Origin of the sequence: Auraticoccus cholistanensis, from assembly GCF_009742705.1 — a bacterium.
GTDB lineage: Bacteria > Actinomycetota > Actinomycetes > Propionibacteriales > Propionibacteriaceae > Auraticoccus > Auraticoccus cholistanensis.
Genome location: NZ_WPCU01000006.1, coordinates 14,628 through 28,943 on the forward strand (window position 1 = coordinate 14,628; position 14,316 = coordinate 28,943).

At 72.3% G+C, this 14,316-nt stretch carries 13 protein-coding genes; 10 read left to right on the forward strand and 3 right to left on the reverse strand.

Annotated features, from left to right (window positions below; translation table 11 throughout):
* Position 1: 1 nt before the first annotated feature.
* Positions 2 to 865 carry an alpha/beta fold hydrolase gene (locus GC722_RS10025; protein WP_156609932.1) on the reverse strand — a complete coding sequence of 288 codons (864 nt, stop codon included), beginning with the start codon at positions 863 to 865 and terminating at the stop codon, positions 2 to 4.
* A gap of 188 nt (positions 866 to 1,053) precedes the next feature.
* On the opposite strand from GC722_RS10025, the gene groES reads away from it, so the two are divergent.
* The 10 genes from groES to GC722_RS10075 all read left to right on the forward strand — a co-directional run bounded on the left by groES (position 1,054) and on the right by GC722_RS10075 (position 12,528).
* A complete protein-coding gene (gene groES, locus GC722_RS10030; RefSeq protein ID WP_331714651.1) occupies positions 1,054 to 1,350 on the forward strand; it encodes a co-chaperone GroES in 297 nt (98 codons plus the stop codon).
* A gap of 26 nt (positions 1,351 to 1,376) precedes the next feature.
* Complete coding sequence (gene groL, locus GC722_RS10035) at positions 1,377 to 2,981, forward strand: chaperonin GroEL (RefSeq protein WP_156609933.1); 1,605 nt, start codon at positions 1,377 to 1,379, stop codon at positions 2,979 to 2,981.
* 285 nt (positions 2,982 to 3,266) lie between these two features.
* Positions 3,267 to 4,589: an ABC transporter substrate-binding protein gene (locus GC722_RS10040; protein WP_197429981.1), complete on the forward strand. Its 1,323-nt coding sequence runs from the start codon at positions 3,267 to 3,269 to the stop codon at positions 4,587 to 4,589.
* A 26-nt stretch (positions 4,590 to 4,615) separates the two neighbouring features.
* The gene (locus GC722_RS10045; RefSeq protein WP_156609934.1) at positions 4,616 to 5,584 is read left to right on the forward strand and encodes a carbohydrate ABC transporter permease; all 969 of its coding nucleotides are present in this window, start codon (positions 4,616 to 4,618) and stop codon (positions 5,582 to 5,584) included.
* Positions 5,581 to 6,471, forward strand: coding sequence for a carbohydrate ABC transporter permease (locus GC722_RS10050; RefSeq protein ID WP_156609935.1), 891 nt, complete (start codon positions 5,581 to 5,583; stop codon positions 6,469 to 6,471). Before GC722_RS10045 ends, GC722_RS10050 begins: the two co-directional genes overlap by 4 nt.
* On the forward strand, positions 6,468 to 8,513 hold the full coding sequence (locus GC722_RS18970) for a GMC family oxidoreductase N-terminal domain-containing protein (protein ID WP_156609936.1): 2,046 nt from the start codon (positions 6,468 to 6,470) through the stop codon (positions 8,511 to 8,513). The genes GC722_RS10050 and GC722_RS18970 overlap by 4 nt, the downstream gene beginning before the upstream one ends.
* A 41-nt stretch (positions 8,514 to 8,554) precedes the next feature.
* Positions 8,555 to 9,433: a TIGR01777 family oxidoreductase gene (locus tag GC722_RS10060; RefSeq protein ID WP_156609937.1), complete on the forward strand. Its 879-nt coding sequence runs from the start codon at positions 8,555 to 8,557 to the stop codon at positions 9,431 to 9,433.
* Between the two features lie 116 nt (positions 9,434 to 9,549).
* Positions 9,550 to 11,037, forward strand: coding sequence for an IMP dehydrogenase (gene guaB, locus GC722_RS10065; RefSeq protein ID WP_331714652.1), 1,488 nt, complete (start codon positions 9,550 to 9,552; stop codon positions 11,035 to 11,037).
* 46 nt (positions 11,038 to 11,083) lie between these two features.
* Positions 11,084 to 12,187, forward strand: coding sequence for a GuaB3 family IMP dehydrogenase-related protein (locus tag GC722_RS10070; RefSeq protein ID WP_156609939.1), 1,104 nt, complete (start codon positions 11,084 to 11,086; stop codon positions 12,185 to 12,187).
* Positions 12,184 to 12,528 carry a chorismate mutase gene (locus GC722_RS10075; protein WP_331714653.1) on the forward strand — a complete coding sequence of 115 codons (345 nt, stop codon included), beginning with the start codon at positions 12,184 to 12,186 and terminating at the stop codon, positions 12,526 to 12,528. The genes GC722_RS10070 and GC722_RS10075 overlap by 4 nt, the downstream gene beginning before the upstream one ends.
* A gap of 35 nt (positions 12,529 to 12,563) precedes the next feature.
* Here GC722_RS10075 and epsC read toward each other — a convergent pair whose 3' ends face one another.
* A complete protein-coding gene (gene epsC, locus GC722_RS10080; protein WP_156609940.1) occupies positions 12,564 to 13,205 on the reverse strand; it encodes a serine O-acetyltransferase EpsC in 642 nt (213 codons plus the stop codon).
* On the reverse strand, positions 13,205 to 14,134 hold the full coding sequence (gene cysK / locus GC722_RS10085) for a cysteine synthase A (RefSeq protein WP_156609941.1): 930 nt from the start codon (positions 14,132 to 14,134) through the stop codon (positions 13,205 to 13,207). The genes epsC and cysK overlap by 1 nt, the downstream gene beginning before the upstream one ends.
* Between the last annotated feature and the right edge of the window lie 182 nt (positions 14,135 to 14,316).

Genomic DNA, 14,316 nt, shown 5'->3' on the forward strand with positions numbered 1-14,316 from the left:
GTCAGTCGCCCAGCACCTCCTCCAGCCGCCGCGCGAAGGCCTCGGGCTGGCCGGCGTAGCCGTGCTCGCCACCCATGAAGCCGCCGTGGTGGCTCGGGAAGACCGTCACCTCCTGGCCGAGCAGCTCGGCGGTGGCCACCGCGGTCCGGCCGGTGAGGACGTCGCGCGACTCCTCGCCGACGGCCACCACCACCCGGGTCGGCGCCTGCGCCAGCGCGGCCACGTCGGGCCGGAAGCGGACCACGGCGTCGGAGCGGTCCGACAGCAGCGGGTCGTCGCGGCGGCCGTCGTCCTCGGTGGGCAGGCCGAAGGTGGCGGGGTCGGCCGGCGGCTGGGCGAAGAACTCCTCGGTGAAGGGCCCCCGCCAGGACGTCATGGCGATGAAGGCGGCCATCCCCGCTCCGGAGCCGGAGGCGGCGTAGGCCGCGCGAACCCCCTCGAAGGCACGGACCGCGGCGGCCGCGTCGGGCAGCAGCTCCAGCAGCGGCGGTTCGTGGGCCACCAGCGTGCGGACGTCGCCGGGGTGGGCGGCCACCAGGGCCAGCGCCGTCACGGCGCCGCCGCTGCTGGCGAAGACGTCGACCGGGCCGCCGCCGAGGGCCTCGACGACCGCGTGCAGGTCCGCGGCCTGGATCTCGGGCACGTGGTCGGTGCGGCCGTCGCTGCGGGTGCTGCGGCCGAGGCCGCGCGGGTCGTAGGTGACGGTCGTCCGGTCGGGCAGCTGGGCGACCAGGGCCTGGAAGCCGCTGGCGTCCATGGGCTGGCCGACCAGCAGCAGCGGCGGGCGGCCGCCGGCGGGGGGCAGCGGACCGGACACGTCGAAGAAGAGCTGGGCGCCGTCGGTGGAGAGGGTGCGTGTCGTCATGCCGGATGAGACCTCCTCGGCCGCCAGAACTCATCGTCGTTGGCACTCGGCTTGACCGAGTGCTAATGCGGCCCTAGATTCGTGATTGGCACTCTCGACCTGAGTGTGCCAGAGCACGGGACGGCACCCGCGACGACGCCCCGGCTGGACAACCTGTGAACACCTGACACCCGTGAAAGGGGTTTGACGTGGCAGTCACGATCAAGCCGCTCGAGGACCGGATCCTCGTCGAGCCGCTGGAGGCCGAGCAGACCACTGCCTCTGGCCTGGTCATTCCTGACACCGCCAAGGAGAAGCCGCAGGAGGGCAAGGTCCTGGCGACCGGCCCCGGCCGCGTGGACGACAACGGCAACCGCGTCCCGCTGGACGTCGCCGAGGGCGACACCGTCATCTTCAGCAAGTACGGCGGCACCGAGGTCAAGTACGACGGCAAGGAGCTCCTGCTCCTCAACGCGCGCGACATCCTCGCCGTCGTCTCCAAGTGACCACCGACTGAGGGAGAAAGCACACCATGGCGAAGATCCTCCAGTTCGACGAGGAGGCCCGTCGCTCGCTCGAGCGCGGTGTCGACATCCTCGCGAACACCGTCAAGGTCACGCTCGGCCCCAAGGGCCGCTACGTGGTCCTGGACAAGAAGTGGGGCGCCCCGACGATCACCAACGACGGTGTCACCGTCGCCCGTGACGTCGAGCTGTCCGACCCCTACGAGAACCTGGGTGCGCAGCTGGCCAAGGAGGTGGCGACCAAGACCAACGACGTCGCCGGTGACGGGACCACCACCGCGACGGTGCTGGCCCAGGCGCTGGTGCACGAGGGTCTGCGCGCCGTCGCCGCCGGGGCCAACCCGGTCGGCCTGAAGCGGGGCATCGACCAGGCCGTCCGCGCCGTCGAGGAGCGTCTGCGCGAGCAGGCCCGCGAGGTCCAGACCACCCAGGACATGGCGCAGGTGGCGACCATCTCCAGCCGTGACGAGGAGATCGGCCGCCTCATCGCCGACGCCTTCGACAAGGTGGGCAAGGACGGCGTCATCACCGTCGACGAGTCGAACACCTTCGGCACCGAGCTCGAGTTCACCGAGGGCATGCAGTTCGACAAGGGCTACATCTCCGGCTACATGGTCACCGACGCCGAGCGTCAGGAGGCCGTGCTGGAGGACCCGTACATCCTCATCCACTCCGGCAAGATCAGCTCGATGAGCGACCTGCTGCCGCTGCTGGAGAAGGTCATCGGCGCCTCGGGCACGCTCTTCATCGTGGCCGAGGACGTCGACGGGGAGGCCCTGTCGACGCTGGTGGTCAACAAGATCCGCGGCACCTTCACCTCCGTGGCGGTCAAGGCCCCGGCCTTCGGCGACCGTCGCAAGGCCATGCTGGAGGACATCGCGATCCTCACCGGCGGCCAGGTGGTGGCCCCCGAGGTCGGGCTGAAGCTCGACCAGGTGGGTCTGGAGGTGCTCGGCCGCGCCCGTCGCGTGGTCGTCACCAAGGACAACACCACGATCGTCGACGGCGCCGGCGAGTCCAGCGCCGTGGCCGACCGGGTGGCCCAGCTGCAGGCCGAGATCGCCAACACCGACTCCGACTGGGACCGCGAGAAGCTCCAGGAGCGGGTCGCGAAGCTGGCCGGCGGTGTCTGCGTGATCAAGGTCGGCGCGGCCACCGAGGTCGAGCTGAAGGAGAAGAAGCACCGGATCGAGGACGCCGTGTCCGCGACCCGTGCGGCCATCGAGGAGGGCATCGTCGCCGGTGGCGGCTCCGCCCTCATCCACGCGGCCAAGGTGCTCTCCGACGGCCTGGGGGCCACCGGTGACGAGCTGGTGGGCGTCCGCCTGGTCCAGCGCGCCGTGGCCGAGCCGCTGCGCTGGATCGCCGAGAACGGCGGCGAGCAGGGCTACGTCATCACCAGCCGGGTGGCCGACCTGGAGCCGGGCAACGGCTACAACGCGGCGACCGGCGAGTACGGCGACCTGATCGCGGCCGGGGTTATCGACCCGGTCAAGGTCACCCGCTCGGCGCTGGCCAACGCGGCCTCGATCGCCTCGCTGCTGCTCACCACCGAGACCCTGGTGGTGGAGAAGCCCGAGGAGGAGGACGGCGAGCAGGGCCACAGCCACTGATCGTCCCTCCCCGAGGACCGGTACGGGCCCCGTCTGCTGCGGCAGGCGGGGCCCGTCGGCGTCCCGGCCCGGTGCGTCCGGGCGCTTGGTCACGAATATGTTGCAGGTCCCGCGATTTTCCTTGACGGCGTCTGCCGGGTGTCCCAGTATCGAGATCAGCGACGGTCCCACCACGGGGCGGGGCCCACCGTCGCAGCGCTTCCTCACCCACCACGACGTGGGGGTGCCCGACAACGACGTCGAGGGCCGGCTGCGGCCGACCCTCCCGGCAGGAGGAGATTCATCGTGTCGCAATCCGGGTTCAGGCTCAGCCGGCGGGGACTGCTGGGAGCCGCAGGGGGTGTCTCGGCAGCAGCCGCGCTCAGCGCGTGCGGCGGTGGCGGCTCCGGCGGTGGCGGGGGCGGCAGCGACGAGCCCATCGCGTTCTGGAACATGCCGTGGGGCAACACCGAGTTCAACCCCATGGACGAGGAGATCACGCTCGCCTACCAGCCTCCGGAGGGGCTCCCGCCGGCCACCTACCAGGTGGTGCAGTGGGCCAACTTCACCCAGACGTTCTCCTCCGCGGTCGCGTCGCGGACCGGCCCGGCCGTCAGCTCCGGCGGCGGCACCCAGGCGTTCCTGTTCGAGGCCCAGGGCGCCATCGCCTACGCCGACGACCTGCTGGAGTCGTGGCGCGGCAACGGCCTCTACGACGACTTCCTGCCCGGTCTGATCGACACGATGAAGACCGAGAACGGCTACGCGGCCGTCCCGTACAACCTGGACATGCGGGTGCTCTGGTACAACAAGACCCTGCTCGAGGAGGCCGGCGCCGAGCCTCCCACCGACTGGCAGTCCTTCCTCGACGCCTGCGAGGCGCTGAAGAAGAACGACGTCTACGGCTACGGCACCGCGGCCGGGGCGGGCGCCTACACCGGCGGCCACATCCTGGTCAGCTGGATGATCGGCAACGGCGGCGGCCTGTTCAACGCCGACCAGCAGCCCGACTGCGTGACGCCGGCCAACATCGAGGCGATGGAGTTCGTGCTGGAGTGCGTGGCCAAGGGCTACGTCGACCCCGCCTCGGCCTCCTACACCAGCGACAACGCCCAGACGCAGTGGGAGGAGCGCCGCTTCGGCATGGGCTTCGACACCGGCGGCCTGGCCAACAACGTCGGCGGCGAGGTGGGCTCGGACCTGGTGGTGGGATCGCCGCTGACCAGCCCGGCCGGCAGCCAGGGGATGCTGTTCTTCCCCAACAACATCATGATGTACGCCGACACCCCCAGCCAGGAGGGCTCGGAGGCGTTCCTGACGTACTACTTCCAGAACATGTCCCGGCTGTGGACGGAGAAGACCGGCATCGGCCTGCCGCCGCTGCGCTCGATCACCGAGACGCCGGAGTTCCAGTCCGACGAGAACAACGTCAAGATCATCGAGGAGTACCAGCCGATCGCCCGCACCTGGGCCGCCCCCGGCGGGAACGCGCTCTTCCAGGGCGTCACCGCCGCCGACGCCACGCCGGCGATGGACACCTTCACGCAGTCGATCCTGGGTGGTGACATCGAGGCCCGGGCCGCTCTGGAGCAGCTGCAGCAGGGGCTCGAGGACACCATCGGCGGCTGAGTCGGCCCGGTCACGAGGGGGTGGTCATGTCCAGCGCGACAGTCACCGACAAGATCAGACGGGCCGGACGCGGCGTCGCCCCGGGTGGGGGAGGCCGTGGTGCCGTGCCGGCGCACCACGGCCGCCGGGGTCCCACCGCGGGGACCCTGACGCTGATCCTGTTCGTCATGCCGTCGGTCCTGCTGATCCTGCTGCTCAACCTGTACCCGGTGCTGTACGCCGGGATGCAGAGCCTGCGCGACGGGTCGCTCATCGCCGCCGGCGACTTCGTCGGCCTGGAGAACTACACCGACGTGCTGACCTCGGAGGCCTTCTGGGACTCCACCGGGTTCACGCTGGTCTTCACCCTGGTGGGGGTCTTCGGCAGCTGGGCGGTCGGTCTGGCGCTCGCCCTGCTGCTGAGGACGAAGATCCCCGCCGGCGGGTTGTTCAAGGTGCTGCTGCTGCTGCCCTGGGTGGTGCCGGTGGTGGTCTCGGCCACCTCGTGGAACTGGCTGGTGGCCACCCCGCAGAGCCCGTTCCCCATCATCACCGAGGCCATCGGGCTAGGCCGGGTGCTGTTCCTGGCCGACCCCACGCTGGCGCAGGTGACGGTCTGCGTGTTCAAGGTGTGGATCAGCTTCCCGTTCATGATGATGATGATGGCCTCGGCCCTGGCGGCCGTGGACGACAACGTCTACGAGGCCGCCCGGGTGGACGGGGCCAGCCGGGGGCAGATCTTCACCCACGTCACGCTCCCGCTGATCTCGCGCTCCACCTACATCAGCTGGATCCTGATGACGATCTTCTGCGTCAACGACTTCCCGACCATCTTCCTGCTGACCGGGGGTGGGCCGGTCAACGCGACGAGCTCGCTGGTCGTGCTCTCCTACCGCAAGGTGTTCGCGGAGTTCCAGACCGGTCCCGGGACGGCCATCGCCTTCGTGATGACGCTGACCCTGGTCGTCGTGTCGGTGCTCCTCTACCGCCAGCTCAAGAAGGTGAACATCGAATGAGCGCCTCGCTGACTCCCACCCCGGGCCTGGTGGTCGGGGACCCGCAGCCCCAGCAGCAGCTGCGCCACCGTGAGGTCGAGATGGCCGCCCGCGGCCAGTGGTGGCGCTTCCTGCTCATCCTGGTGGTCACCACGGTCGTCCTGGTGCCGATCCTGGCGGTGCTGTGGCTGTCGCTGCAGCCCGGTCTCGGCAGCCCCACCACCGGGCTGACGCTGGAGAACTTCGTCATCATCTTCGAGCGCACCGGCGTCGGCACCTGGCTGACCAACAGCCTGTCGACGGCGCTGGTCACCGTGCTGATCTCGGTGCTGGTGGCGGCGCCGGCGGGGTACGTGCTCTCGCGCGGGCGCAGCCGGCTGATCTCCTCCTACTCGCTGCTGCTGTTCGTGATCCAGTCGCTGCCGGTGGTCACCGCGGCCATCCCGCTGTTCATCCTCTTCGCCGAGCTGCAGATGGTGGACACGCTGACCGGGATCACCGTGATCTACGTCGGCTCCACCATGTCGGTGGCCATCTGGATGATGACCGCCTACTACGACTCCATCCCGATCGCGCTGGAGGAGGCGGCCTGGATCGACGGGGCGTCGGTGTTCAGCGGCTTCCTGCGGATCGTGCTCCGCAACTCCCTGCCCGGCATCCTCTCCACGGCCATCTTCTGCTTCCTGCTGGCCTGGAACGACTACCTGATCGCGCTGGTGTTCCTGCGTTCGGAGGCCAACTTCACGCTGCCGGTGGGCGTGCAGTCCTTCTTCCAGCAGAACGCCACCAACTGGGGTCTCGTGATGGCGGTGGCGGTCATCATGATGCTGCCGCCGGTGATCGTGTTCGCCGCGCTGAACCGCTACTTCAGCGTCGGGGGCATCGGGGGGTCGCTGGCCGGCCGATGAGCACCTCCAGCCAGGCAGCGGCGCTGCCCACCCCGGCCGTGCTGCGGCTGGCCGTCGACCGCATCATCCCCGCCGACGAGTGGCCCGGCGGCTGGGACGGCGGGGTCGGGCAGTACCTGCAGGCGCCCAACCCCGACCTGAGCTGGGCGGCACCCCGGCTCGCCTCGCTGACCGACCGGCTGGAGTCGTGCGGCTTCGCCGACCTGGACGCCGCGGGCCAGGACGCCGTGCTGGCCCGGCTGGAGGAGGACCTGGACGCCGCGGCGGAGCTGGCGGCGCTCCGCCGGGTCTGCTGGGAGGGCTACTACGCGGCCCGCCCGGGAGCCGACCCGGCCGGGCTGGCGATGATCGACTTCCGGGCCGTGCCAGCCGGGGTGGAGCCGGTCGACCCGGAACCGCTGCCCTCGGTCTCCCCGTCCGCGGTGGCCCGGCACTACGACGCCGTGGTCGTCGGCTCCGGCCCCGGTGGAGGAGCGGTGGCGCGCCGGCTGACGGCCGCCGGGAAGCACGTGCTGGTGGTGGAGCGGGCGCCGGGAGCGCCCAACTCGGCGCTGCGGGGCGACCACCTGCACGGCAAGCGCAACGCCGTCTACGCCCCGAGCGCCGGACCGGGGCCCGGCCACCCGCGGGTGCTGGAGTCCGAGCGGGGCCAGCTGCTCGTCGACGGCGACGGCGACGCCGGCGCCTACGGGCTCAACGCCATGCTCGTCGGCGGCGGCACCCGGCTGTGGCAGGGCATGTCCTGGCGCTTCATGCCCGAGGACTTCGCCATGGTCACCACCTACGGCAACCCGGAGGGGGCCAGTCTCGCCGACTGGCCGGTCGACTACGACGAGATGGAGCCCTACTACGCCGAGGCCGAGCGCGAGCTGGGGGTGGCGGGGGAGACCGGCGCCCTGACCACCCGGACGCGGCGGACGTCGGGCTACCCGATGCCGGCCATGGGCACCGAGCCGGCCCGCGAGCTGCTGGCCGAGGGCGCCCGCCGCCTCGGCTGGGGCTGGGGTCCGATCCCGCTGTCGCTGAACAGCGTCCCGCACGACGGCCGGCCCGCCTGCGTCCGCTGCCCCCAGTGCGTCGGCCACGCCTGCCCGGTGGACGCCAAGAACGGCAGCCACAACACCCTGCTGCCGCGGGCGCTGCGGACCGGGCGGTGCGACCTGCTGACCGACGCCGAGGTGGTGCAGGTGCTCGACGGCCGGCAGGCCGCCGGCGTGCGGCTGGTGGCGGGCGCGCGGGCGGGAACGCCGGTGGAGCTGGAGGTCTCCGCGTCGGTGGTGGTGGTCTCCGCCGGCGCGGTCGAGACACCCCGGCTGCTGCTGGCCAGCGGGCTCGGCAACGACGAGCTGGGCCGGCACCTGCACGACCACCGCTTCGTGACCGTGCTGGGCACCGTGGACACCCCGGTCAAGGACTTCCGCGGTCCCGGCCACTCGGTGGCCACCCGCGACCACGAGCACGCCCGGACCATCCCGTGGGGCGGCGGCGTGATCGTGGACCTGATGGGCATCCTGCCGCTGACCATGGCCTCGGACCCGCCGGTGCCCGGCGTGCCGCGGTGGGGGGCCGAGCACAAGCGGTGGATGCGGGAGGGCCGGCGCCACGTGTTCGGCGTCTTCGGCATGGGCCAGGAGATCCCGCTGCCGACCTCGCGGGTCACCCTGGCCCCGGTCCGCGACCGCTGGGGACGGCCGGGGGCGCGGCTGCGCAAGGACACCCACCCGGCCTCGCTCGAGGTGGAGCAGGGCATGGCCGACGTGGGGGCGCGGTGGCTCGAGGCGTCCGGCGTCCACGGGGTCGCCCGGCGGCGGGGGGCGGCGACCGCCTCGGCCGCCGGGGAGCACTCCAGCGGCACGGCGCGGATGGGCACCGACCCCCGCACCTCGGCGACCGGCCCGGACGGACGGCTGCACGGGACCCGGCGGGTGCACGTGGCCGACGCCTCGCTGCACCCCACCAACGGCAGCGTCAACCCCGCGCTCACCGTGCTGGCCAACTGCCTGCGGGTGGCCGACCGGCTGCTGGCCGACTGGCCCGGCTGACCGCCCGCGGCCCGGCCCGGACCGGGTGGCACGATGAGGCGATGAGGATCGCCATCGGAGGCAGCTCCGGACTGATCGGCACCGCGCTCACCGCCGCGCTCACCGGACGCGGGGACGAGGTGGTCCGGCTGGTGCGCCGGGCCCCCGCCGCGCCCGAGGAGCGGGAGTGGGACCCCGGCCGGGGAGCCATCAGCGGCCCCGGGCTCGACGACGTCGACGCCGTGGTGAACCTGGCGGGTGCCGGGATCGCCGACAAGCGCTGGAGCGAGCGGCGCAAGGCGCTGCTGCTCTCCAGCCGGGTCGACACCACCCGCACCGTGGTGGCCGCGCTGCGTCCCCAGGGCCGGTGCCGCACCTTCCTCTCCGGCTCCGCCGTGGGCTACTACGGCGACGCCGGCGACCAGGAGCTCACCGAGGCCTCGCCGCGCGGGCAGGGCTTCCTCGCCGAGCTGGTGGAGCAGTGGGAGCTGGCGGCGCTGCGGGCCCCCGTCCGCACCGTGCTGCTCCGCACCGGGCTGGTGCTCTCCGCCGACGGCGGGCTGCTGGGGCGGCTCTCGCCGGTGTACCGCCTCGGCGCCGGCGGGCGGATCGGGGACGGGCAGCAGTACATGCCGTGGATCAGCATGGCCGACCAGGTGCGCGCCGTGCTCCACCTGCTCGACGGCGACGCCGAGGGACCGGTCAACCTGGTCGGTCCCCGGCCGGTGCGCAACGTCGAGCTGACCCGGGCGCTGGCCGCCGCGGTTCACCGGCCCGCGGTCGTCCCCACCCCGCTGCCGGCCCTGCAGCTGCTGCTCGGGCCCCAGCTGGTCACCGAGGCCCTGCTGGCCAGCCAGCGGGCGCTGCCGGCGCGGCTGGTCGAGCTCGGCTTCACCCACCGCGACACCGACCTGGCCCAGACCCTGGCCGCGCTGCTCTGAGCGCCGTCCGGACGTCCGGAGGCGCTGGTGCCGCGGGATACGATGGCCACACCGCCGCTGCTCCCCCGAAAGGTGCCACGTTGTCGATCCCGCCCGGTGACCTCACCCTCGCTGGCGTGCCCGAACCGTTCGCCCCTCTCGGCCTCACCTTCGACGACGTCCTCCTGCAACCCAACGAGACCGACGTCATCCCCAGCGAGGCCGACACCTCCTCCCAGCTGACCCGCCGCATCCGCGTCGGGATCCCGCTGCTCTCCTCGGCCATGGACACCGTGACCGAGGCGCGGATGGCCGTGGCGATGGCCCGCGAGGGCGGCATCGGCATCCTGCACCGCAACCTGTCGATCGAGGACCAGGCCCACCAGGTCGACCTGGTGAAGCGGTCCGAGGCCGGGATGGTGCGCGAGCCGATCACCATCAGCGCCGACGCCACGCTGGCCGAGGCCGACGAGCTGTGCGGCCAGTTCCGCATCTCCGGCGTGCCGGTGGTGGACGCCGACCGCGTGCTGCTGGGCATCATCACCAACCGCGACATGCGCTTCGAGACCGACCCCTCGCGCAAGGTGGGCGAGGTGATGACGCGGATGCCGCTGGTCACCGGCCCCGAGGGGATCGCCCCCGACGACGCGCTGGCGCTGCTGGCGGCCAACAAGATCGAGAAGCTGCCGCTGGTCGACGGCGAGGGTCGCCTGACGGGACTCATCACCCTCAAGGACTACGTGAAGTCCGACCAGTTCCCCAACGCCTGCAAGGACCCCCAGGGCCGGCTGCGGGTGGGGGCGGCCGTCGGCTTCTTCGGCGACGCCTGGGAGCGGGCCATGTCGCTGGTCGAGGAGGGTGTGGACGTCGTGGTGGTCGACACCGCCAACGGCCACGCCCGCGGCGTGATCGACCTGATCCGCCGGCTCAAGTCCGACCCGGCCGCCCGCGACGTCGACGTCATCGGCGGCAACGTGGCCACCCGGGCCGGCGCCCAGGCGCTGGTCGAGGCCGGCGCGGACGCCGTCAAGGTCGGCGTGGGTCCGGGCTCCATCTGCACCACCCGGGTGGTCGCCGGCGTCGGCGTCCCGCAGGTGACCGCCATCTACAACGCCGCGCTGGCCTGCCGCGAGGCCGGGGTGCCGGTGATCGGCGACGGCGGCCTGCAGTACTCCGGCGACATCGCCAAGGCCCTGGTGGCCGGCGCCGACACGGTGATGCTCGGCTCGCTGCTCGCCGGCTGCGACGAGAGCCCGGGCGAGCTGGTGTTCATCAACGGCAAGCAGTTCAAGTCCTACCGGGGGATGGGCTCGCTGGGGGCGATGGCCTCCCGCGGCCGCAAGGCGTCCTACTCCAAGGACCGCTACTTCCAGAGCGACGTCACCTCCGACGACAAGCTGGTGCCGGAGGGCATCGAGGGTCAGGTGCCCTACCGCGGCCCGCTGGGCGCGGTGGCCTACCAGCTGGTCGGCGGGCTGCGGCAGGCGATGTTCTACACCGGTGCCCGCACCGTGGCCGAGCTGAAGGAACGGGGCCGGTTCGTCCGGATCACCTCCGCCGGTCTGCGAGAATCGCACCCGCACGACATCCAGATGACCGTCGAGGCCCCCAACTACTCGGGCTGAGCCGGCACCGCACGAGCGGGCCCAGCGCCCGGGGTGAGGACAGCGCATGTACGAGATCGGCCGGAGCAAGCGAGCCGAGCGCGCCTACGCGCTCGACGACGTCGCCATCGTCCCCTCCCGGCGCACCCGGGGCATCGACCAGGTGAACCTGAGCTGGAAGATCGACGCCCAGACCTTCGACTTCCCGATGGTGGCCGCGCCGGTCGACTCGGTGATGTCGCCGGCGACCGCCATCACGATGGGACGCCTGGGCGGGCTCGGCGTGCTGAACCTCGAGGGGCTGTGGACGCGCTACGAGGACCCGCAGCCGCTGCTGGACGAGCTGGCCGGCATCGAGGACTCGGCCGTGGCGACGCGGCGGATGCAGCAGATCTACGCCGAGCCCATCAAGCCCGAGCTGATCAAGGCCCGGATGGCCGAGATCCGCGCCGCCGGCGTCCCGGTGGCCGGGGCGCTCTCGCCGCAGCACACCCAGGAGCACGCGGCGACGGTGGAGGCGTCGGGGGTGGACTTCTTCGTCATCCGCGGCACCACGGTCTCGGCCGAGCACGTCTCCGACGAGCGGGAGCCGCTCAACCTGAAGAAGTTCATCTACGACCTCGACGTGCCGGTGATCGTCGGCGGGGTGGCCACCTACCAGGCCGCGCTGCACCTGATGCGCACCGGCGCGGCCGGGGTGCTGGTCGGCTTCGGTGGCGGGGCGACCCACACCACGCGGGCGGTGCTCGGCATCGCGGTGCCGATGGCCTCGGCCATCTCCGACGTCGCCGAGGCCCGGCGGGACTACCTGGACGAGTCCGGCGGCCGCTACGTGCACGTCATCGCCGACGGCTCGGTGGGCCACTCCGGCGACATCGCCAAGGCCATCGCCTGCGGCGCCGACGCGGTGATGATCGGCTCCCCGCTGGCCCGCGCCACCGACGCACCCGGCCAGGGATACCACTGGGGCCCGGAGGCCTGGCACGGCACGCTGCCGCGCGGCGAGCGGGTCCGGTTCGAGCAGGTGGGCCCGCTGGAGGAGATCCTGCTGGGGCCGTCGCGCCGCCCGGACGGCTCGATGAACCTGGTGGGGGCGCTGCGACGGTCCATGGCCACCACCGGCTACACCGAGGTCAAGGAGTTCCAGCGCGTCGAGGTGGTCATCTCGTGACCGCCGGGTCGGGCGCTGCTCCGGAGGTGCTCGAGGAGCTGAACCGGCTCCGCAGCAGCATCGACAACATGGACGCCGCGCTGGTGCACCTGCTGGCCGAGCGGTTCAAGATCACCCAGCGGGTGGGGGAGCTGAAGGCCACCCACGGGCTGCCGCCGGCCGACCCGGAGCGGGAGGCACGTCAGATCGCCCGGCTGCGGGCGCTGGCCGCCGACGCGCGGCTGGACCCGGAGTTCGCCGAGAAGTTCCTCACCTTCGTGGTGGCCGAGGTCGTCCGCCACCACGAGGCGATCGCCTCCGAGCGCCCGCTGGCCGGCTCACCGGTCGACGGCCGGGGCTGACCGGCCGGTCCCGGCCGGGGAGCCGCCCGGGCAGCTCAGATGTGCCACTCGGGCTCGGTGGCGGCCTCGGCCGGGGTCCGTTCGCGGGCCGGCACGCCGACCACCGTGGCGCCGGGGGCGACGTCGCGGGTGACCACGGCGTTGGACCCCACCTTGGCGCCGGCGCCCACCGTGACGGGGCCGAGGATCGAGGCGCCGGCGCCCACCATCACGCCGTCGCGCAGGGTCGGGTGGCGCTTGCCCCGGGCCAGCGGGCTGCGTCCGCCCAGGGTGACGCCGTGGTAGAGCATCACGTCGTCACCGATCTCGGCGGTCTCGCCGATGACCACACCCATGCCGTGGTCGATGAAGAAACGGCGTCCGATCACCGCGCCGGGGTGGATCTCCACGCCGGTGGCGGCCCGGGCCGCCTGGGACAGCATCCGCGCCGACAGCCGGTGGCCACGACCCCACAGCCGGTGCGCCACCCGGTACGCCCACACGGCGTGCACCGTGGAGTAGGCGAGGGTGATCTCGGCGCGGTTCCGGGCTGCGGGGTCGTGGCTGATCGCCGTGTCGGTGTCCTCACGCCAACGCGCCCACGCCCGGGTCACCAGCGCGGCCGGCGACCCGGGTGCGGGGGCGTCCGCGCTGGTGCGGGCCAGCAGCGGCAGACGCGTGAGGAACCCTGCGAGCATCAGTTGAGCAGGTCGGCGTAGAGGATCGTCGACAGGTAGCGCTCGCCGTAGGACGGGATGACCACGACGATGGTCTTGCCCGCGTTCTCGGGGCGCTGCGCCACGGCGACGGCCGAGGCGAGGGCGGCACCGGAGGAGATGCCGGCGAGGATGCCCTCCTCGGCACCGGCGCGACGGGCCCACTTGACGGCCGTGTCGGCGTTCTGCGGGATTACCTCGTCGATGATCGAGCGGTCGAGGATCTCGGGGATGAAGTTGGCGCCGATGCCCTGGATCTTGTGCGGGCCGGGCTGGCCGCCGGACAGGATCGGGGACTCCTCGGGCTCCACCGCGACGATCTTCAGCTCGGGCTTGCGCTCCTTGAGGACCTGGCCGACACCGGTCAGGGTGCCGCCGGTGCCGACGCCGCCGACGACGATGTCCACCGTGCCGTCGGTGTCGTTCCAGATCTCCTCGGCGGTGGTGCGGCGGTGCACCTCGACGTTGGCCGGGTTCGCGAACTGACGGGCCAGCACGGCGCCGCGCTCGGCGCCGATCTCCTCGGCCTTCGCCACCGCGCCGCGCATGCCCTCCGAGCCGGGGGTGAGCACCAGCTCGGCACCGTAGGCGCGCAGCAGCGTCTTGCGCTCGGCCGACATGGTCTCGGGCATGCAGAGCACGACCTTGTAGCCCTTGGCGGCGCCCACCATCGCCAGCGCGATACCGGTGTTGCCGGAGGTGCCCTCGACGATCGTGCCGCCCGGCTGCAGCTGCCCGGAGCGCTCGGCGGCCTCGATGATGGCCACGCCGATGCGGTCCTTGACGCTGTGCGCCGGGTTGACGAACTCGATCTTGGCCAGGACGGTGGCCTGGGCGCCGTCGGTGATCCGGTTGAGCCGGACGAGGGGAGTGCCCCCGACGATCTGGGTGACGTCGTCATAGATTCGCATGCGGCAAAGAACATCGGAGTCCGGCGGCCGCATTCCAACCACGCAGCGATGTCTCACATCATGGGACCAATTCTCGCCCAGGCCGCCGCCGCCCGCCCGCCCGCGCCACCACCCTCCCGTCTCCCCGCGCCCACCCTGCCCGGCTGTATGTCGTCGCGGTCACGCCCGGTGTGTCGCGGCGT

Coding starts and splice junctions, on each gene's coding strand:
- GC722_RS10050 (WP_156609935.1), top strand. CDS start 5,581: ATGAGCGCCTCGCTGACTCCCACCCCGGGCCTGGTGGTCGGGGACCCG.
- GC722_RS10060 (WP_156609937.1), top strand. CDS start 8,555: ATGAGGATCGCCATCGGAGGCAGCTCCGGACTGATCGGCACCGCGCTC.
- groL (WP_156609933.1), top strand. CDS start 1,377: ATGGCGAAGATCCTCCAGTTCGACGAGGAGGCCCGTCGCTCGCTCGAG.
- epsC (WP_156609940.1), bottom strand. CDS start 13,205: ATGCTCGCAGGGTTCCTCACGCGTCTGCCGCTGCTGGCCCGCACCAGC.
- GC722_RS10045 (WP_156609934.1), top strand. CDS start 4,616: ATGTCCAGCGCGACAGTCACCGACAAGATCAGACGGGCCGGACGCGGC.
- GC722_RS10070 (WP_156609939.1), top strand. CDS start 11,084: ATGTACGAGATCGGCCGGAGCAAGCGAGCCGAGCGCGCCTACGCGCTC.
- GC722_RS18970 (WP_156609936.1), top strand. CDS start 6,468: ATGAGCACCTCCAGCCAGGCAGCGGCGCTGCCCACCCCGGCCGTGCTG.
- cysK (WP_156609941.1), bottom strand. CDS start 14,134: ATGCGAATCTATGACGACGTCACCCAGATCGTCGGGGGCACTCCCCTC.
- GC722_RS10025 (WP_156609932.1), bottom strand. CDS start 865: ATGACGACACGCACCCTCTCCACCGACGGCGCCCAGCTCTTCTTCGAC.